The following is an 18,033-nucleotide window of genomic DNA, read 5'->3' as shown; positions in this document are numbered from 1 at the left end:
TCGCGGGTCTCCAGGCAGGCGCGTGCGGCGTCACCCGGGGGGCTTTGTGCTCACCCGTGACCGCCTCGACGAACTGGTGCCGATCGAGCCGGCTGCCATGGTCCCGCGCACCTATGCGATGATCCGGAAGGCCGCCACGCTCGGCACCTTCCAGATCGAGAGCCGGGCGCAGATGTCGATGCTGCCGCGGATCAAGCCGCGCACATTCTATGATCTCGTGATCGAGGTGGCGATCGTCCGCCCCGGTCCGATCCAGGGCGACATGGTGCATCCCTATCTCCGCCGCCGCGAGGGCAAGGAGAAGGTCGACTATCCGAAACCGGAACTGGAGAACGTGCTCGGCAAGACGCTCGGTGTGCCGCTCTTCCAGGAGCAGGCGATGCGAGTGGCGATCGAGTGCGCCGGTTTTACACCAGGCGAAGCCGATCAGCTGCGGCGCGCCATGGCAACCTTCAAACACAACGGCGGCGTTTCGAAATTCGGCCAGAAACTGATTGCTGGAATGGTGGCGAATGGCTATGAGCGGGAGTTCGCCGAAAAGACCTTCAAGCAGCTCGAACGATTCGGCAGCTACGGATTTTTGGAAAGCCACGCGGCCTCCTTCGCGCTCATTGCCTATGCCTCCTCCTGGCTGAAATGCTGGCATCCCGACGTCTTTTGCGCCGCGTTGCTCAACGCTCAGCCGATGGGCTTTTATGCACCCGCACAGATCGTCCGCGACGCCCGCAATCATGGCGTCGAGGTGCGGCCCGTCTGCGTCAACGCCAGCCTCTGGGACTGCACGCTGGAGCCGAAGAATGACGAGGACCGGTTTGCCGTGCGTCTCGGCCTGCGGATGGTCAAGGGTCTTGCCAATGCCGCCGCCGCGGCAATCGTCGCGGCGCGTGCGGAGCAGCTCTTCTCATCGGTCGATGATCTCCGGCCTCGTGGCTGAGCTTGATGAGCCGACGGTGGCGCTGAGACCGATGACATCAGGCGGCGAGGTGGTCGAGGACTACGGTCGTGTCGGGTTGACCCTGCGCGGCCATCCCCTCTCCTTCCTGCGCGCCGATCTCGCCAAGCGCCGTATCGCCACCTGCCGCGAGGCGATGCAGGCCCGCGACGGTACATGGCTGGAAGCCGCCGGCCTCGTGCTTGTTCGCCAGCGGCCGGGTACCGCCAAGGGGGTAATGTTCATCACCATCGAGGATGAGACCGGCATAGCCAACCTCGTCGTCTGGCTAAAGACCTTTGAAAAATACCGCCGTGTCGTGCTCAGTGCCGGCATGATCGGCGTCTATGGCCGCATCCAGCGGGAAGGCGACGTCGTGCATCTCGTGGCACATAGGCTGACGGATCTGTCGGGGGATCTGGCAAGTGTCGGGGATCGTGATGCGGCCGTTTCCGTTGCCGCATGGACGAGGCGATGAGTTTCATCATGGTCGCCGACGCCGGATCCGCGCGGGTTTCCGAAGGGGCCTCGGGCGCGGGATATCGTCGATCCCTATCCGCATCTTGATGCGATCAAGGTGAAGACGCGGGATTTTAGGTAGTTGGCGACGGAGTGGTCGCGAGTCCGGATCCCAGCCTTCGCGTATCAGAAGATGGCGGCCGGTTCCGAAGGTGTCATTGTTAAGAATGCCTCAGGCATTTCATCACTGAAGGACATTGCCGGCAAGAAGTTCGCCGTAAACCGCGGCGGGACCGGCGAATATCTGCTGATGCGTGGCCTCGAAAAGAACGGCGTCGATCCATCGACCGTCAGGCGCGTTTATCTCAGCCCCAGCGACAGCGGGCCGAGCTTCGTTCAAGGCCATGTCGATGCCTGCGCAACCTGGGACCCCTTTCTGACGATTGCCGAGAAAACCTATGACGGCAAAGTCCTTGCCGACGGCGCGGCGATTGGGTCCGACAATCCTGTCGTCCTCGTCGCAAGCCGCGAGTTTGCGTCCAAGAAGCTGGATCAATTGCAGGCCATCTTCGATGTTGTGGAAAAGCGAGAATGCCTGTGCGCGATCTGGGCAAAGGAAATGAACATTCCGGCCGAACTTGGTGCGAAAATCGGCGAAAACAACGCGGTGCCGATGACCGCTGTTACCGATGCCGACGTGAAGCAAATCGGCACCATAGCGGAGTGGTATGTGAAAAGCGGGATTATCCCGGCGACGCCTGATATCGCAGTCGGCGTGATCACCACTGAAGTAGGCCGCACATTGAAGCTGTTCCGGCAGGAGCACCAAAGACGCTCCTGCCGAATGTTTGTGGACTGAGCGAGCGGTTGGCCGCTCATCGCTGATATTGTTGTCTGCTGAGTGCTGCGTCTTTGTGCGTGCATTGGTCTTTTGTCTACCTAAACCAGTGGTAGACGTTCGCTCCTTTGCCTCACTTGCAGCGCTTCGGAAGAAAAATAATCCGCAACGTTATCCATAAAAATTATAGGTTTTCTATAATAATACAATTGAGATCCCTACTGTCCCCAGCACTCGCCTTGTCCAGACACTCAGCAGGGGAATTTCATGAGCCGCCAAATTCGTTTTAACGCCTTCGACATGAACTGCGTGGGTCATCAATCGCCGGGCCTATGGGCGCATCCTCGCGACAAGTCTTGGAAATACAAGGATCTGGACTACTGGCAGGATCTCGCCCGCACGCTGGAGCGCGGCATCTTCGATGGCGTCTTCATCGCCGACGTCATCGGCTACTATGATGTCTACGAGGGCTCGAATTATCACGCCATCGAGCAGGCGGCACAGATTCCGGTCAACGATCCCCTGCAGCTTGCAGCGCCCATCGCGCTTGCGACGGAGCATCTCGGCATAGGCATCACGGCTTCGACGTCCTTCGAGCATCCCTACACCTTTGCGCGGCGCCTTTCGACGGCGGACCACCATACGAAGGGTCGCGTCGGCTGGAACATCGTCACCTCCTATCTGGAGAGCGGCGCGAAGAATATCGGGCAGGGCGGACTTCGCCGGCACCACAACCGTTATGAAGTCGCGACCGAATATGTCGAGGTGCTCTACAAGCTCTTCGAGGGGAGTTGGGAAGAGGGCGCCGTGCAGCGCGACCGCGACCGTCGCATCTTCACCGATCCATCCAAGGTTCACGAGATCGGCCATAAGGGCAAATATTTCGAGGTCCCGGGCTATCATCTGTCGGAGCCTTCGCCGCAACGCACACCGGTGCTCTATCAGGCGGGTGCTTCAGGGCCAGGCAAGACATTTGCGGCGGGGCATGCCGAGTGCATCTTCGTCGCCGCGCCGACGAAATCCGTCCTCAAGCGCTATGTCACCGATATTCGCGAGCGCATTGCCGCGGCCGGCCGCGATCCGAAGAAGGTGTTCATCTATACGCTGATCACCATCATCACCGACGAGACGGAAGAGAAGGCGCAGAAGAAGTTCGAGGATTACAAGAGCTACGTTTCCTATGACGGCTCGCTGACCTTCATGTCCGGCTGGAGCGGCATCGACTTCGGGCAATATGCGCCGACCGACGTGGTCGAGAGGATCGAAACCAATGCGATCCACTCCTTCGTCGAGCACATTGCCGGCGGCGACAAGTCCTGGACCATCGACGAGCTCGCGCAGTTCGGTGGCATCGGCGGCATGGGGCCTGTCTTCGTCGGCTCATCCGAACGTGTCGCCGATATCCTGCAGGAGTGGGCCGAGGATACCGACGTCGACGGCTTCAACATCGCCTATGCGGTTACGCCCGACAGCTTCGAGGATATTGTCGGCCATATCGTGCCGGAACTGCAAAGGCGGGGTGCCTATCCCACTGCCTACAAGCCGGGAACCTTGCGTGAAAAACTCTTCGGTGACGGACCTTATCTGCCCGTCAACCACCCGGCGAACGGCTTGCGCGACATAGAGGCGGTGAAGCGGCGCGAGGCAGAGGCGGCCGATGCGTCCCTGCCGTTAAAATCGGTCGGTGCGTGATGGCCGGCCTGCTTGAACTCCATGACGTATCCCTGTCCTTCAAGGGCGTACGGGCGCTCAATGCCTTGAGCTTCAGTGTCGCAAAAGGAGAAATCTGCGCGCTGATCGGCCCCAACGGCGCGGGCAAAAGTTCCCTGCTCAATGTCATCAATGGTGTTTACCGCGCCGATTCCGGCGATGTGGTCTTCGATGGCGAGCGGTTCGAGGCCATCCATCCCTTCAAGGCCGCTCATCTCGGTATCGGCCGCACCTTTCAGCACAATGCACTGTTTCGCCGCCTGACGGTGAGGGAAAACGTGCTTGCGGGCATTTCCCGCCACGGCAAGGCGAGCTTCCTTGAAAACATCTTCCGGTTCGGCCGCGACGCCGCCGAACGGCGCGATTTCGAGGCTCGGTCCCGGAAGATCATCTCCTTCCTCGGCCTCGAACCCCATGCCGACACGGTCGCTTCGACCTTGTCATATGGCGTTCAGAAGCGGGTCGATCTCGGGCGGGCTCTTGCGGCCTCGCCCAAGCTCCTGCTCCTCGACGAACCGATGGCCGGTATGAACCAGGAAGAGAAACGGGACATGAGCCGGGTGATCGCCGAGGTCAATCGCACCTTCGGCACGACTATCGTCCTGATCGAACATGATGTCGGCATCGTGCTTGGTCTGGCGAGCCATGTGGTCGTGCTGGATTACGGTCGCAAGGTCGCAGACGGCGGACCCGACGAGATCCGCACCAATCCCGAGGTCATTTCCGCCTATCTCGGTACGGTTCATTAGGGATTGCCATAATGGGATACTTTCTCGAAACCCTGATCACCGGCCTCTTTGCAGGCTTGATGTACGGCCTGGTCGCCATCGGATTCGTGCTGATCTACAAGGCTTCCGGTGTCTTCAATTTCGCGCAGGGCGCGATGGTCTTTCTCTCGGCGCTGACATTCGTCACGCTGGTCGAACGGGGCAATTCCTTCTGGATCGCCTTTGCCATCACCTGTGGCGTGATGATCGCGACGGCGGTCGCGATCGAGGCGCTCGTTCTGAGGCCTCTGCGCAACCGCGATCCGCTGACCCTGTTCATGGCGACGCTGGGCCTGAGCTTCGTCATCGAAGGCGCGACGCAATTTTTCCTCGGTACGGATGTGCATATGCTCGATATCGGCATCGATGACATTGCCACCGATTTCGGCGGCATATTGATCAGCCAGTTCGACATCGTCGCCTCGCTGATCGTGATCGGGCTCGTCATTGTCCTTGCCATCGTCTTCAGCAAGACGCGCATGGGAATCTCCCTGCGCGCGGTTGCCGACGATACGCTTGCCGCCCAGTCGATCGGTATCCGCCTGCCGCAGATCTGGCGCATCGTCTGGAGCGTCGCGGGCATCGTGGCACTGGTTGCCGGGCTTTTGTGGGGCGCGCGGCAAGGGGTGCAATATTCGCTGTCGCTGATTACGCTGAAAGCTCTGCCGGTGCTGATCATCGGCGGTTTCTCCTCCATTCCCGGCGCCATTGTCGGTGGTCTGATCGTCGGTGCAGCGGAATCCTTGGCCGACATCTATATCGGCCCATTGGTCGGCGGCAGCGTTTCCACCTGGTTCGCCTACATCCTGGCGGTCGCCTTCCTCCTCGTCCGCCCCGCCGGCCTTTTCGGCGACCGCGCCATCGAAAGGGTCTGATCCATGAGCGTTTTCAACAACGTGCTCGCGGAGGCCACCTCCATATCGTCGAAGAGCAATCTGCGTATTCTGGCTGTCATCGCCGGACTATTGGTGCTCTTCGTCGCGGTGCCGTTTGGCGCCAGCGACTATTGGCTGAGCTCGATCATCCTCCCGACGCTGGTCATGGGCCTTGCCGGGATCAGCCTCAACCTCCTGATGGGCTATGCTGGATTGGTTTCGCTCGGATCGGCTGCCTTCATGTCGATCGGGGCATTCACCGCCTATAATCTGATCCTGCGAGCTCCTTTCCTGCCGCTTCCGGTGGTGCTTGTGCTCTCAGGCCTTGTCGCCGCTGCTGCCGGCGTCGTCTTCGGGCTTCCGGCCCTTCGGATAAAAGGCTTCTATCTCGGTGCTTCGACGCTTGGCGCGCAGTTCTTCTTCGAATGGGTCTTCAGCAATTTCACTTGGTTCTCCAACGACAGCCAGTCGCTGACGATCTCGGCGCCGCGTCTCGCGTTTCTTGGGTACGACCTGCAGTCTCCCGCCGGTCAATACCTGCTGGCGATCTCGGTTGCCACGGCGCTGATCGGCCTTGCCTTCCTGATCGTGAGGAGCCGTCTCGGGCGCGAGTGGATGGCGATCCGCGATATGGACACTGCCGCTTCGGTGATCGGCATCCGTATTGCGCGCCGCAAGCTACAGGCCTATGCGATCAGTTCGTTCTTTCTGGGGGTGACCGGCGTTCTCTGGGGCTTTGCCTATCTCGGCACCTCCGATGCCCACACCTTCAATCTCGACAAGTCGTTTCAAGTGCTCTTCATCGTGCTGATCGGCGGCACCGCAACGATCTTCGGCAATTTCCTCGGCGCGGCCTTCATCGTGCTGACGCCGATCCTGCTCGACCGCATCGTCCTTGCCGCCAACCTCTCGTTCCTTGGCGACCAGGGCGCGCTGACCAATCTCCAGCGTGTCAACTTCGGGGTGATCATCATCCTGATCCTGATCAAGGAGCCGGACGGGCTTGCCGCTCTCATACGCCGGGCAGTCGCCGCCATCGCCAAGTGGAGGCGCTCGGCGACATAGGCACTCTTTTCAAACAAGGGCGAACCTCCGGTGTCGGGTTCCTCCTCCCAAGAAGTCAGGCACCGCCTTCTTTCATTGCAACCAACGGGGTTTCCAATGTCATTTTTGAAGAAAACACTCGCACTGGCCGGGGCGCTCGCTATCGCAGCGTCTGCGGCAGCTACGCCATCTTTTGCGGAGGAAGGGACAGGGCAGCAGCTCTTCCCGCTGTTTTCCTATCGCACCGGTCCCTATGCGCCATCGGGCATTCCCCAATGGGCCGGATATCGCGACTATTTCAACTACATAAACGAGAAGGGCGGCGTCAACGGCGTCAAGATTTTCGTGCAGGAATGTGAGACCGCCTATACGCTGGAGCGCGCATTCGAATGCTATGAGCGCTACAAGAACGGCTATGCCGGCGCGCCGGTCGCGGCCCTCTTCACCACGTCGAGCGGCTTCGACGCCGCAATTTCCGACAAGGCGCGCATCGATCAACTGCCGATCGTGTCGGTCGCCGGCGGCCGGGGCGATGCCGTTGATGGCAGTGTCTTCCCCTACCAGTTTCCGCTTCTTTTCGATTACTGGACGGAAGCCTCGATCGTCGTCGAGCATATCGCCAATCAAGTAGGTGGCTACGACAAGCTGAAGGGCCTGAAGATCGCCACGCTCTACCACGATTCCGGATATGGACGCGAAACCATCCAGCCGATGGGAATCCTCGCCAAGAAATACGGCTTCGAGGACATCCAGATCCCCGTGCCGCATCCGGGCGAGCAGCAGCAAGCACAATGGCAGCAGATCAAGCGCGCCGGTGTCGACTGGGTGTTCTTCCGCGCCTGGGGCGTGATGTCGCCGGTCGGCCTGAAGACGGCCGCTCGCGTCGGCTTCCCGGCAGACCGGATCATCGGCGATATCTGGACCGGTTCCGAGGAGGACGCGCGCCCGGCAGGTGCCGCGGCCAAGAATTACCTCGCCGTTTCCGTCTATCCTTCCGGCACCGACTTCAAGATCAGCCAGGAGCTGAAGAAGAACATCATCGACGCGGGCAAGGGCGACCTCAAGGACCCCACGAAGTTCGGCTCGGTCTATTACAATGCCGGCCTCGTGCAGGCGATCATCTTCACCGAGGTCCTGCGCACAGGGCAGGCGAAGTTCGGTAACCGTCCGCTGACCAAGGAGGAAGGCCATTGGGCCGTCGAGCATTTGGACATCACGGCTCAGCGGATCGAGGAACTCGGCGCGACCGGCTTGCTGAGCCCGCTCAAGGTGACCCCGCAGGACCACGAGGGCCAGCCGGCCGCCAAGATCGTGCAGTGGGAGGGCACCAAATGGAATGCCGTCACCGGTTGGCTGAAGGGTGACAGGCCGCTCTTCAAGGATGCGATCTTCGCCAAGGCCGCCGCCTATGCCAAGGAAAAGAACCTGCCCCCGCGCGAGCCGGTGGCGAACTGACGGGCGGATGAACCGATGAGCGTCGTTGGCGCAACACAGGGCGGACAGCTTGAGATCCACACCATCGAGGCTCTTTACGGCCAGGCGATCCTGGCCGTGAGGGATGTCTCGCTCAAGGTCGAGGCGGGGGCGGTCGTCGCCCTCCTTGGAGCCAATGGCGCCGGAAAGACGACGACGCTAAAGGCGATATCGAACCTGCTCGGGCCGGAGCGTGGCCACATAAGCCGAGGGTCGATCACCTGGGACGGGGAGGCGATCAATCGCCTGTCCGCCTCGCGGCTGGTGGCCAAGGGTGTCGTCCAGGTTCTTGAAGGCCGACACTGCTTTCCGCAGTTGACGGTCGAGGAAAATATCCTGTCGGGCGGCTTCCTGCGCCGCCCCAGGCGGCGCGACCTGCAGGCCGATCTGGAGCAGATCTACAGCTGGTTTCCGCGGCTCAAGGAAAAGCGTCGGACGAAAGCCGGCCTTACCTCCGGCGGTGAACAACAGATGGTCGCCATCGGCCGTGCGCTGATGACCAAGCCGCGTCTCCTGCTTCTGGATGAGCCGTCAATGGGCCTTGCGCCGATCATCGTGCAGGAGATCTTCGAGATCATCCATACGCTCAACAAGCAGGGCGGCGTCAGCTTTCTGATCGCCGAGCAGAACGTCAACCTGGCGCTGCGCTATGCCGACTACTGCTACATTCTCGAAAACGGCCGCGTCGCCATTTCCGGGACGGCGGAGGAGCTGCGGGCGCGTGACGACGTCCATGATTTCTATCTCGGCGGCAACCGCGGCGAAACACAGGATCAACAGGGATACCCACACTGATGACACAGATCGCACAAGGCTGGGCCGCCGGCCCGAGTGAGAGATACGAGACGATCGCGGCGCGGTTTCGCCCGATTTTCGCCGATATCGCCAAGGATGCCAACCGCCGCGAACTGGAGCGCGATCTGCCCTACGATGCCATCGATCGGCTGAAGCAGGCTGGTTTCGGCGCGGTTCGTCTACCGCGCGCACATGGCGGGCAGGGCGCGACGCTGCCGGAATTCTTCAATCTGCTGATCGAACTTTCGGCAGCGGATTCCAACATCACCCAGGCGCTGCGCGCCCATTTCGGCTTCACCGAGGACATTCTTAATTCGAAGTCGACTGAGCGACAGAAAGTCTGGTTCGAGCGGATTGGTCGTGGTGAGATTGTCGGCAGCGCGTGGACGGAGATTGGAAACGGAGCAGGGCTCGACCGCTTCTCGACACATGTCTCGAACGACGGCGGTTCCCCGGTTCTCAATGGCGCCAAATATTATACGACCGGCTCGCTCTACGCCGACTGGATCGACGTCGGGGCCTCCAATGCAAACGGCGAGGGGATTGCGGTTGCCGTGCGCCGTCATGCCGAAGGCATTGAGGTGGTCGACGACTGGGATGGGTTTGGTCAGGTCCTTACGGCAAGCGGCACGACAACATTCACCAACGTCAAGGTGACCGAGGACGACATCGTCCTTGATGATGATCGCTTCAAATATGGTGCTGCCTTTTATCAGCTCGTTCACCTGGCGACCCTTGCGGGCATCGGTCGGGCGATCACCAACGATGTCGCCAAGGCCGTCGCGGAGCGCACGCGGACTTACACGCATGCGGCAGCCCCCCGTTCCAGCCAAGACCCGCAGGTTCTGCAGGTCATCGGGCGCATTCGCGGCGGCGCCTATAGTTCAAGTGCAATTGTAATCCAGGCGGCTGCTGCGATCCAGCGGGCGTTCGACACCCGCTTCATCGATGATCCGGAGCTGGAGGAAAAGGCGAACGCGATCGCCGAACTCGAAACGGCGCAAGCCCAGACTGTCGTTTCGGATCTGACCCTGCAGGCATCCACCATCCTTTTCGACGCACTGGGCGCCTCGGCGACCAAGAAGCCGAATGGGCTGGACCGCCACTGGCGCAACGCCCGCACGCTCTCCTCTCACAACCCTCGTATCTACAAGGACCGCATTATCGGAGACTTCGCGGTCAACGGAACGCCGCCGCCTTATCAGTGGCGGATTGGTACGCCGGCTTGACGATTGCAGGCGTCCGTTTCCAACGGTTTCTGCTGCATCGATCATGATGAAGGTCCGGTGGGGAGGGGAACGCGAAATCCGACAGGGTGAGCTTCCATAAGCTGGACGGGGCAAGACCGGAGCATCCAGCATCTGCCGGTATCCCGTCGGGACGGGACACCGGCATGTTTGACCACTGAACGCCCATTGCCGCTCAGGATGCGACGCGCACGATCAGCTTTCCGAAATTCCTTCCTTCCAGCAGACCGAGAAAAGCCTCCGGAGCGTTTTCGAGCCCGTCGACGATGTCTTCCTTGTACTTGAGCCGGCCTTCGGAGATCCATGTTCCGGCTTCGCGATAAAAGTCGGGACGCTGGTCGGTGAATTCGCGTTGTATGAAGCCTCGTATGTAAGCCTTTTGCGCAGGATGGCGCGCATCACGGCCGGGAGCTGCAACGTCGATCTTCGAACGCTGTTCGTCGACATTCCAGATGCGACGCTCGATCTCGACGACGAACTTTGGCACGAGAACGATGTCCGTTCCGAACTCGTTTTCGATCGGGCTGGTATGATCGAGGACTGGCTGGCCTTGCTCGACCGGTGTCTCCCATTCCGACCGGGCAAATAGCGACGCACTTTCCCCGGTGGCCTTCACTGTCTGGATGAGACTATTTCCGGTCTTCCGGATGCGGAGGGTGAAGCCGCGGTAGAATAGTTTTCGATCTGCCGTATCGAAATACGTCGATGTTTGCTGAAGGATACTTGTCGGTTCGCCAAGCAGGACCGAACCAAGAGCGGCCTCGACAGCTTCGGGTGTAGGTTCCAGCTTCAGTTCGATCTCGGAAGCCAACATTTCCTCCTGCTCGTTCGCTTGATAACGCACCGGCCCCCCGGATGGTTCGTCTTCATGTTGTGCAACTAAATCTACGCTACAAGGATGCTTTGTCACATGAAGGGGCGTGCATGACCACGGTGGCGAGTAAACAGCGCGATACGGCTTTCGAAGTTCCGCAGGCAGGGGCGATCTGTTGTCGACGTGACAAGAAGGAACGCCTCGAGGTATGTGCTTAGCAATCCGCAAACGCGTTCGGACCTGAGCAGGCGCCGTGCGGTCCACGCGCAAGAGATTTCCGGAGCTGCCGCCGTGGAAGAATCGTTGATTTCTCGATGACCTTTGTTGGTGAAGGCAACTTGCGAAGCCCGCGCCTCGATCGGCGATTGCGATTCGTCGGCGACTGAAAGGGTGGTCTTGTGGGACAACGGCACTTCGCCGGAGCTAGTTTGTCAAATCACAGGGAGGTCGTTGGGGGAGCTCTATCAGCAGACCCGGACAACCGCATGAATTAGATCACGGTTGAAGACGCCTTCACGCGACCAAGCGGAATATGTGCAACAGAGCCCCTCTCACGGAATGGGTGTCTCGACACGCGTCGCATCAGGAGAAGGCGCACGACATCGGCCGGCGACGTCCAGGTTCGAACACCGCGCTCGGCGTCATCGCTGGAGCAACTCCCCGATACTGAGTAAGTTTCGATCGGCATTGACAGACTTCATCCTCGAGGAACCGCTTTCTATGAGTGCAAGTTGGTAGTGTCGGAAAGGGGAGCCACAGCTCCGTTACGGCAGCGGATGCGGATAGGCGGCAGCGGGTGGTAAAACGCCATGATGCGACCAGCCGCAGCATAGCGGCACCGTCCTAATTCGACTGTTGGCAAGTGCTCGACAAAAACGGCCTATGCTAAGCGGCGTCAGCTTCGGTACAAGCACCTTGTGGACGACAAGTCCCAGTGCCGCAATCTCTGGCAGCGTGATCTGAAACTCAAGGACAGGAAAACCTGCCGCCTCGAGCTTCTGGATTAATAGCTGGGTCGCGAGCGCGGGCCGTTCCGACCTAGTCTCTGCCGCGACAGAGCGAAATCTGAACGCTGGCGCGGTCAGATGTTGAGCCATGAACCCGGCCTCAGGAAAGCCATACAGAAAAGCATGCGCCCGCATGTCCTTCGGGACGGTGGTCTCTTCCCACGCCCTGTCGAAGGAGGCGTTGAGATCTCGCCGATGTTGATCCCGCATCCAAGTCCAGCAAAACCATGCCTCGCTCGCGGCCCGAAAGCATGCTGCTTCATATGTTTGGTCGGCGGCCGTGCCCACTACCAGGGCCGGGCGTCTGGCTTGGAGGTCTTGAATGACGGCGCAAACAGCGGGAATTCCAAGATCTGTCGTCATATCGCGCAAGAGGAGGCGCTGCCTCCTGTGCGCCAGAGCTCTATCAAGTTGCCGCACCATCGGTCTTTGCCACTGAGCTTGGGGGTCCAGACAGGGGACGCAGGCCCTTGCTTCCCAAAGAATGGCAAATGCGTCCCGCTCCACCACCTCCAATATGGCCGAAAGAGTGGCTTGTGCAGGATCAGTGTGGCAGGCCGTACCGGTCGAAAATCCGGCGGTGAAGCGATCAGCGTGGCGGTCAACCCAAATGAGCGAGGCCGGTGCCCAATAAGGAACACCAGTGAGGAGGCGAACCCCGCATGACCAACGGCAGATGAGGTCCTCGCACAAATTGGACCAAGGAAAGTCATGGGCGCGGAGCTGCTCTTCGGTAAAAAGCGGCCACTGTTCCGCCGTCAGCGCCTGTCCGGGCAAATCTTGCGCGCGGCCAACAGGAAGATCCGGAGGCGGGCTTGCCAAACATAGCCGCTCGACACCTTCTCCAAGCGTTGACCATAACGATGCTGCACACGACTGGCCGATGCCTGCGCCGCTGAACTGTCTTCCTCCAACCGCACGCCCCGTCACGGTCATTGAATGAAACGGCATGTCGTCGACTTGGTTTCTATCTACAATCAAAGGCTCCAATGGCGCTCCGCGTCCGCCAAGGATTCGCAAGACATCTATTGGGTCGGTGCGGATTCGGTCATGGCACGACATGGTTATTCTACCCTCGCTTGCATATGTCTTGCCGTCGAAAATTCTTCTGACATTTGCGAGACCGGTCTATGGAAATGGGTGTGCGTTTTGATAGAGGCTCGCGGTAGTGGGGATATCGTCGACGTAACCGAGCTTCATAGGGATTTCCCTTATACGCGGATTTCTGAGATGACGGGCTTGGCGTCCAAGGGTTGGACGCACCAATGTTGGTGAAACGGCCCGCACCACGAAGAGCCCATGATCGGCTATTTCGGTCGAAGTCACGTCAATCAGAACCACCTCTTGATGTGCTGCCTTCAACAAATCTGCAATCGTTGCGAGACGGGTTGTCGAATGGCGCGCGGTCGAACACAGGACGCGGGGGACCAGCGGCGACGACAGGAGAAAATCAAAGTGATGTCGGTTTTGTGGATAGGCGTAGTAAACCGAATGATCTGATGATCGAGCGCCAGCCTCCATTCGAGCCATCAGATCGTCTGGCATCGATCCCTGGTCGCGATAAAGGTACGTGACCGAGCGCCATGAGGTGCAAGCTTCTTCAACTGCCTTTTTCAAAGCATGTTCTGCACAAAGCTCGGCGGCCGTGCCGATGGCCAAGGCAGGCCCCCGACCAGTGGCAAACGCGATTGCCAGAACAACAGGAATGCCGATGTCCGTCGTCAGATCGAAGGCTTTGATCATTATCGGGCTGCGGTGAAAGGCAAACTCCGCGCAAACATCAGCTAGCTGTTCGGCATTAACAGGCGGAAACGGACAGCGGCTTTCCCAACAAATCGTCAGGGCTTCGCGCTCGACGAGCTCAAGGACGGCCCGAACTGCTGCCTCGTCAGGACAATCCATGCAGCTCGTTCCTGCGGAAGTTTGCCAGCTTGTTGCCTGTTCGCCCGCGCGCAATCGGTAAGGCAGATAGACAAGGCTGGCGGGTACGCTCACCTCGCTGGTGCGCAAAAGTGAGAACCCTGGGATCCATGCAAACGGTGTGTCAGCTCGAGGTGGTTCGAAAGGAAAACCAGGCGTACTGTACTGTTGATCGATAAACCACTTTAAGTCATCGAGAGAGTAGCATGCACCGAAATTTTCCTCTACGATTGAAAAGCTTAGGCCTTCAACTGGGCACAGGCTCAAGCAATACCGCTCCAAGGCTTCCCCGGCTGCTGCCAACAGAGCGCGCGATTTCGCAACGGAACCACCCCCTGTGGGATCGGGGGAATGGTGAGCCATCTCGCCAAAACCGATTTGCGTAATATAGTCGGCAATTGCCAAACCGTCGCGCCATGCACGTCGCTCGCTAAGTTTGCAGATCGGCCCGCCGCGGGGGCTGATGAGCCGTCCCATCTGGGATGTCGCCGCCTCGAACGCATCCATCCTGGCGGATCGTCTCATGGTGCCAGTCCTCCTTTCACTTACAAATTGCAAGGCTCTCCTCCCATTGCACGAAAAGGTCCTCGATCGCTGTTCCCGTCACTCTGGCGAGGAATTCACGGCAATCGGAGACAATTTCGTTTCCGAGCGTGACGGCAATCTCGGGCCATTCTGCCAGGCAAAATCCGCAAAACGAGGCGGCAAGCAGATGCGCCATCCGACCCTCCGGTTCGATAAATCGTTCCGCAGAAAGAAGGGACGGTTGTCCGACACGGGCATCAATCAAATCTTCTAGGGTAGGCGTCCCCGACCAGAAGTGACAGATCGCTTCATTTGGCGTCAGTGATTCGAAAAGCAGGTGCGAACAATCGTTTCCGATATGGCAGCCCATTGCTCCTGCGAAGCCTTCCGCAAGAAATAGCCAGTTGGTGGGTAGGAGAGCGTGAACAAACTCATGGGCAATCACGTCGGCGCGCAAATTATCGGCGGATACGCAGACTACCGGCTTACTGGGCAGCCGGCACTGACGCGTGGCGGCAAAGAAGTCGCAGTCGTCAATGATAAACAAAACTACCGGTCGTGCGCAAATGCCTAAGAGACGTGCAGTGTGCGAGAGCAGTTCCGACGCCGCATACTCGACCGCATGGTCCGGCATGTCGGCATCAAAAGAGGGCACACTTATCATCGAAGATGAACTCCCGACGATTTCAAACCGCTTCTTCATGTTCGGCTTGCCCCACGGCGGCGCAATAGAGGATTGACTCCTCGACGCCATCGACACCGATGATGTCTTCAATCCGGCGATCGACAAAACCCATGACAGGCACTACCGAAAGGCCAACGGCCTGACCTGTCAGGATAAGATTCTGGACGAGATGACCCGCTTCCAGGTGCACTAGGCGATATGAACGCTCACCGTACTTGAAGCTGCTTCGCTGGAAGACCGCGCTAATCAGTATGACGATACCTGTCCTGTTCAACATGGGGTCATTGATGAATGCGCTGCGCGCCTTTGCGCTCAGGTCACCCTCTTGGAGCAAAGTAAGGGCGCTGACATCGACATCGTGATGGTAAAGGCCCGGCGCGATACCCTCGCAGGACAATACCAGGACATAGACCTCCAAGGGATAGAGGCCACCTCCAGAAGGATAGGTCCGTAGCGGGCGAGTGACACCACCCTCCATCCTCAAAGTACCGTTAGGCCCGGCTCCGCGTGCGAGGAGCGTTGATATCTGCCGAAAGGATGGCGGCATTTCCGAAAAGACGCGCTTGGAGCGTCGGGCCTGCAACAACTGACCGAGCGGAACGTTGATGCTTGGCCAGTCAAGCGGATCCAGTGCGATCTTCGGATAGAAGGAAAAGTCGTGTCCGTGGCCCGCCACCGCATCGATAAGCTTCTGCGTTTTTTGCGTTTTCTTCGGATCCGCAGTGCCGAACTCCACGGAAAACTCCGTGATTTTGCTGTGACCGTGATAGTCCCCGGCGAGCGTCGTTCTGAGATCGTCGGGTTGAACAAACCAGAAATTGCCAACGCTAGCAGTTTGCTTCATTTGGTTTCCTTCCATCTCCAAAGACGAACAAATGAAACATCAATTCGGCCGCTGACGCGCGCCGGAAGCCAAAGCTTTGTAATTGGAACAGCAGGCGCGCCAATTCCGGACTGCATTGGATCATCGACAAGGCAGCGGCGCTTCGTGCTGGCGCTCCACCCAATCCCCCCCAACTTAGAGACCAAGTCTTGAAACCGGCTGTCCGCAGGGCGTTGGTGACAACTCCCGCCGGCAGTGCAGCGTTAGCTTGTACTGCAAAGAACTCGCGCTGGTGAGGATCGGGAATCGAACTGATAAGCTCGCGCCTGATTGCTTCGGACATGTCGGCGCGAAAGTCCTGAAAATAGGCCATGCCATTTGGTGCAAGAAGCGATTTTACGCGCGTCAGCCCGGCGGCGAGTTCGGGCCACAGCCGCATATCGGAATAACCACAAATCAAATCGAACGGCTCACATTCGGTGTCCTGCTCGTGCGGCCATCCGCATTCGATTGAAACGTTTGTCGGTAATGCGGCTCGGGCTTGCGGTAGGAATGCAGGAAAAGGTTCTCTCGCTCTCAGAATAACCCCCGGCAAACGCTCAGCGACGGGAGCCAACGCCTGCCCATCCCTTACGGACGTCACACAAATCCGCCTCGGCACGTGCCCAAGTTTGCAAAGAGCGATCTCGAAGTGCAATTGATGCGGCAAACGGCGGTATGATCTTTCAAAATCAGTTGCTACTACCCACAGTTCGGGATCCTCAAACCAGTTTCGAGCTTCGGCAGCACGTTCGCAAAAGGGAATGACAGAATCCATCATCTTCGTTCCTCAGGGAAATGGGTGAGGTTCAGGATTGAAATCCCGACAAGCAACTCGACCAAGCCGCCGCGGGACGTTGGCCAATCGTCCATTGGCAAGCGGTCGTGCGTGTCGCCCGCGCGCCAACGGCGTTAGACCCGGAACGAGCACTTTTTGAACTGTAAAACCGAGAGCTGCAATTGAATCCAGCGTGATGTCCACGAAGAATGGCTCCATGCCAGCACCGACAAGTTTGCCGAGCAGCCACGTCATTTCGGCATCTGGGTTTGCAGGGCCGCTGTCGAGCTCAGGAATTTCATCGATCGGTTCGAACAAACATCTCGCCGTCTCCTTCATCTCGTCAAACCCGTAAAGGAAGGCATGGCGCGCTGGATCGGCAAGGCCGTCCATTTCGCGGTAGACGTCCGAGAAGTCGGCATGAGCGCGACTGAGTTGTCCCGTGACCCAGAAACTCGTCAAAACGGCTTCTTCACAAGCACGTTCGGCCGCCTGATTCCAATTGGCGCGGGCGGCAGCCCCAAAGGCCATGGACGCTCTGCCGTTCTCCTGATCCGCCACGGCTGCGACAGCAACCGGTATAGCCAAGTCATTATCTAGGCATCGCACTTCGAGCTGGAATCCGCATTTCGCCAATCGGTCGCTGAGCGACAAACAATAGTCGGGAAGTGGTCTGTCGCTTCCTGGCCAACGGTTTTCCCAATGGATCATGAAGCTATCGCGTTCAATAACCTCATAGAGGCCGTTAAGAATAGCTGCATCTTTCGTCAGGGCACAGGCGCAGCCGGTCGAAACTATATGGTCATGTGGTCCAAACGGGTCGCTCACCGCTGTTGCGCCATAGACGGCAAAAGCGGGAACCCAAACCGGGCGTTCGTCGACAAGCGAATGACCAGAGACCCAGTGGATCGGCACACTTGACTTGTACGGCTTCAAAGGGAAATTTGTTTGTGCATATTGTTCGGGCGTGAAGTACAATAATCGTCGAGGATCAATCACTTCGCCAGAAAGGGTATTCGCCGTGACCGGGTCCGTGGATACAGCCGGCGTTTGCAAGCACAATCGCTCCATTGCCTCGCCGCATGCCGCGCTCAGCGCTCGGGACGCGGTTAGACCACCACCCGCGGCGATCAGCGAACCGAGGGAATTGCGGCTCATCACTTCGGCCGTCACAGAAAAAAAACCCGGATAGTCGGCCATATTTCGATGGTGGCGCAGCTTAGATACCGGTCCCAGGCGACCCGATCCGAAAAGCAGTCCCGCTCTATCCAAGCAAGCTCGTTCTGCGGCCAACACGCTCATT

Annotated in this window: 14 protein-coding genes and 3 pseudogenes; 9 read left to right on the top strand and 8 right to left on the bottom strand. The window is 59.0% G+C overall.

Annotation, left to right across the window (positions count from 1 at the left end; all coding sequences use genetic code 11):
- Nucleotides 1–4: 4 nt before the first annotated feature.
- The 9 genes and pseudogenes from CCGE525_RS39460 to CCGE525_RS37490 form a co-directional block, all read left to right on the top strand.
- Nucleotides 5–1,532, top strand: a pseudogene (locus CCGE525_RS39460) (helix-hairpin-helix domain-containing protein); the annotation flags it as partial.
- 51 nt (nucleotides 1,533–1,583) lie between these two features.
- Nucleotides 1,584–2,249, top strand: a complete 666-nt coding sequence (locus tag CCGE525_RS37525; RefSeq protein ID WP_245472488.1) for an ABC transporter substrate-binding protein — start codon at nucleotides 1,584–1,586, stop codon at nucleotides 2,247–2,249.
- A 246-nt stretch (nucleotides 2,250–2,495) separates the two neighbouring features.
- Nucleotides 2,496–3,920, top strand: a complete 1,425-nt coding sequence (locus CCGE525_RS37520; protein ID WP_120709327.1) for an LLM class flavin-dependent oxidoreductase — start codon at nucleotides 2,496–2,498, stop codon at nucleotides 3,918–3,920.
- Entirely contained in the window at nucleotides 3,920–4,687 is a 768-nt protein-coding gene (locus CCGE525_RS37515) for an ABC transporter ATP-binding protein (protein WP_120709326.1), read from the top strand. The genes CCGE525_RS37520 and CCGE525_RS37515 overlap by 1 nt, the downstream gene beginning before the upstream one ends.
- A gap of 11 nt (nucleotides 4,688–4,698) precedes the next feature.
- A complete protein-coding gene (locus CCGE525_RS37510) occupies nucleotides 4,699–5,580 on the top strand; it encodes a branched-chain amino acid ABC transporter permease (protein WP_120709325.1) in 882 nt (293 codons plus the stop codon).
- 3 nt (nucleotides 5,581–5,583) lie between these two features.
- The gene (locus tag CCGE525_RS37505) at nucleotides 5,584–6,645 is read left to right on the top strand and encodes a branched-chain amino acid ABC transporter permease (protein WP_120709324.1); all 1,062 of its coding nucleotides are present in this window, start codon (nucleotides 5,584–5,586) and stop codon (nucleotides 6,643–6,645) included.
- Between the two features lie 96 nt (nucleotides 6,646–6,741).
- Nucleotides 6,742–8,079, top strand: coding sequence for an ABC transporter substrate-binding protein (locus CCGE525_RS37500; protein ID WP_120709323.1), 1,338 nt, complete (start codon nucleotides 6,742–6,744; stop codon nucleotides 8,077–8,079).
- Nucleotides 8,080–8,094: 15 nt separating this feature from the next.
- Nucleotides 8,095–8,892: an ABC transporter ATP-binding protein gene (locus tag CCGE525_RS37495; protein WP_120709322.1), complete on the top strand. Its 798-nt coding sequence runs from the start codon at nucleotides 8,095–8,097 to the stop codon at nucleotides 8,890–8,892.
- Complete coding sequence (locus CCGE525_RS37490; RefSeq protein WP_120709321.1) at nucleotides 8,892–10,121, top strand: acyl-CoA dehydrogenase family protein; 1,230 nt, start codon at nucleotides 8,892–8,894, stop codon at nucleotides 10,119–10,121. The genes CCGE525_RS37495 and CCGE525_RS37490 overlap by 1 nt, the downstream gene beginning before the upstream one ends.
- Nucleotides 10,122–10,314: 193 nt before the next feature.
- Here the strand turns inward: CCGE525_RS37490 and CCGE525_RS37485 are convergent.
- The 8 genes and pseudogenes from CCGE525_RS37485 to CCGE525_RS37440 form a co-directional block, all read right to left on the bottom strand.
- Nucleotides 10,315–10,553, bottom strand: a pseudogene (locus tag CCGE525_RS37485) (zinc-binding dehydrogenase); the annotation flags it as partial.
- A 61-nt stretch (nucleotides 10,554–10,614) separates the two neighbouring features.
- A pseudogene (locus CCGE525_RS37480) lies at nucleotides 10,615–10,953 on the bottom strand (CYTH domain-containing protein); the annotation flags it as partial.
- A 764-nt stretch (nucleotides 10,954–11,717) separates the two neighbouring features.
- Nucleotides 11,718–12,950 (bottom strand): YcaO-like family protein, encoded by a 1,233-nt coding sequence (locus CCGE525_RS37465; protein WP_162950468.1) that lies wholly within the window; start codon nucleotides 12,948–12,950, stop codon nucleotides 11,718–11,720.
- Nucleotides 12,951–13,088: 138 nt separating this feature from the next.
- Nucleotides 13,089–14,405 (bottom strand): YcaO-like family protein, encoded by a 1,317-nt coding sequence (locus CCGE525_RS37460; protein ID WP_120709317.1) that lies wholly within the window; start codon nucleotides 14,403–14,405, stop codon nucleotides 13,089–13,091.
- Between the two features lie 16 nt (nucleotides 14,406–14,421).
- Entirely contained in the window at nucleotides 14,422–15,108 is a 687-nt protein-coding gene (locus CCGE525_RS37455; protein ID WP_120709316.1) for a hypothetical protein, read from the bottom strand.
- Nucleotides 15,092–15,934, bottom strand: a complete 843-nt coding sequence (locus tag CCGE525_RS37450) for a SagB/ThcOx family dehydrogenase (RefSeq protein WP_162950467.1) — start codon at nucleotides 15,932–15,934, stop codon at nucleotides 15,092–15,094. The genes CCGE525_RS37455 and CCGE525_RS37450 overlap by 17 nt, the downstream gene beginning before the upstream one ends.
- Complete coding sequence (locus CCGE525_RS38725) at nucleotides 15,918–16,733, bottom strand: class I SAM-dependent methyltransferase (protein ID WP_162950466.1); 816 nt, start codon at nucleotides 16,731–16,733, stop codon at nucleotides 15,918–15,920. The genes CCGE525_RS37450 and CCGE525_RS38725 overlap by 17 nt, the downstream gene beginning before the upstream one ends.
- Nucleotides 16,734–16,742: 9 nt before the next feature.
- Nucleotides 16,743–18,032: a YcaO-like family protein gene (locus CCGE525_RS37440; protein WP_162950465.1), complete on the bottom strand. Its 1,290-nt coding sequence runs from the start codon at nucleotides 18,030–18,032 to the stop codon at nucleotides 16,743–16,745.
- Between the last annotated feature and the right edge of the window lies 1 nt (nucleotide 18,033).

This window comes from Rhizobium jaguaris (assembly GCF_003627755.1).
Lineage (GTDB): Bacteria > Pseudomonadota > Alphaproteobacteria > Rhizobiales > Rhizobiaceae > Rhizobium > Rhizobium jaguaris.
This window is presented reverse-complemented; position numbering and strand designations above follow the sequence as displayed.

Bases quoted from the DNA above. Each gene is read 5' to 3' on its own strand.
- CCGE525_RS37450 (WP_162950467.1), bottom strand. From the start codon at position 15,934: ATGAAGCAAACTGCTAGCGTTGGCAATTTCTGGTTTGTTCAACCCGAC.
- CCGE525_RS37505 (WP_120709324.1), top strand. From the start codon at position 5,584: ATGAGCGTTTTCAACAACGTGCTCGCGGAGGCCACCTCCATATCGTCG.
- CCGE525_RS37495 (WP_120709322.1), top strand. From the start codon at position 8,095: ATGAGCGTCGTTGGCGCAACACAGGGCGGACAGCTTGAGATCCACACC.
- CCGE525_RS37500 (WP_120709323.1), top strand. From the start codon at position 6,742: ATGTCATTTTTGAAGAAAACACTCGCACTGGCCGGGGCGCTCGCTATC.
- CCGE525_RS37525 (WP_245472488.1), top strand. From the start codon at position 1,584: ATGGCGGCCGGTTCCGAAGGTGTCATTGTTAAGAATGCCTCAGGCATT.
- CCGE525_RS37490 (WP_120709321.1), top strand. From the start codon at position 8,892: ATGACACAGATCGCACAAGGCTGGGCCGCCGGCCCGAGTGAGAGATAC.
- CCGE525_RS37455 (WP_120709316.1), bottom strand. From the start codon at position 15,108: ATGAAGAAGCGGTTTGAAATCGTCGGGAGTTCATCTTCGATGATAAGT.
- CCGE525_RS37440 (WP_162950465.1), bottom strand. From the start codon at position 18,032: ATGAGCGTGTTGGCCGCAGAACGAGCTTGCTTGGATAGAGCGGGACTG.
- CCGE525_RS37520 (WP_120709327.1), top strand. From the start codon at position 2,496: ATGAGCCGCCAAATTCGTTTTAACGCCTTCGACATGAACTGCGTGGGT.
- CCGE525_RS37510 (WP_120709325.1), top strand. From the start codon at position 4,699: ATGGGATACTTTCTCGAAACCCTGATCACCGGCCTCTTTGCAGGCTTG.
- CCGE525_RS38725 (WP_162950466.1), bottom strand. From the start codon at position 16,733: ATGATGGATTCTGTCATTCCCTTTTGCGAACGTGCTGCCGAAGCTCGA.
- CCGE525_RS37515 (WP_120709326.1), top strand. From the start codon at position 3,920: ATGGCCGGCCTGCTTGAACTCCATGACGTATCCCTGTCCTTCAAGGGC.
- CCGE525_RS37460 (WP_120709317.1), bottom strand. From the start codon at position 14,405: ATGAGACGATCCGCCAGGATGGATGCGTTCGAGGCGGCGACATCCCAG.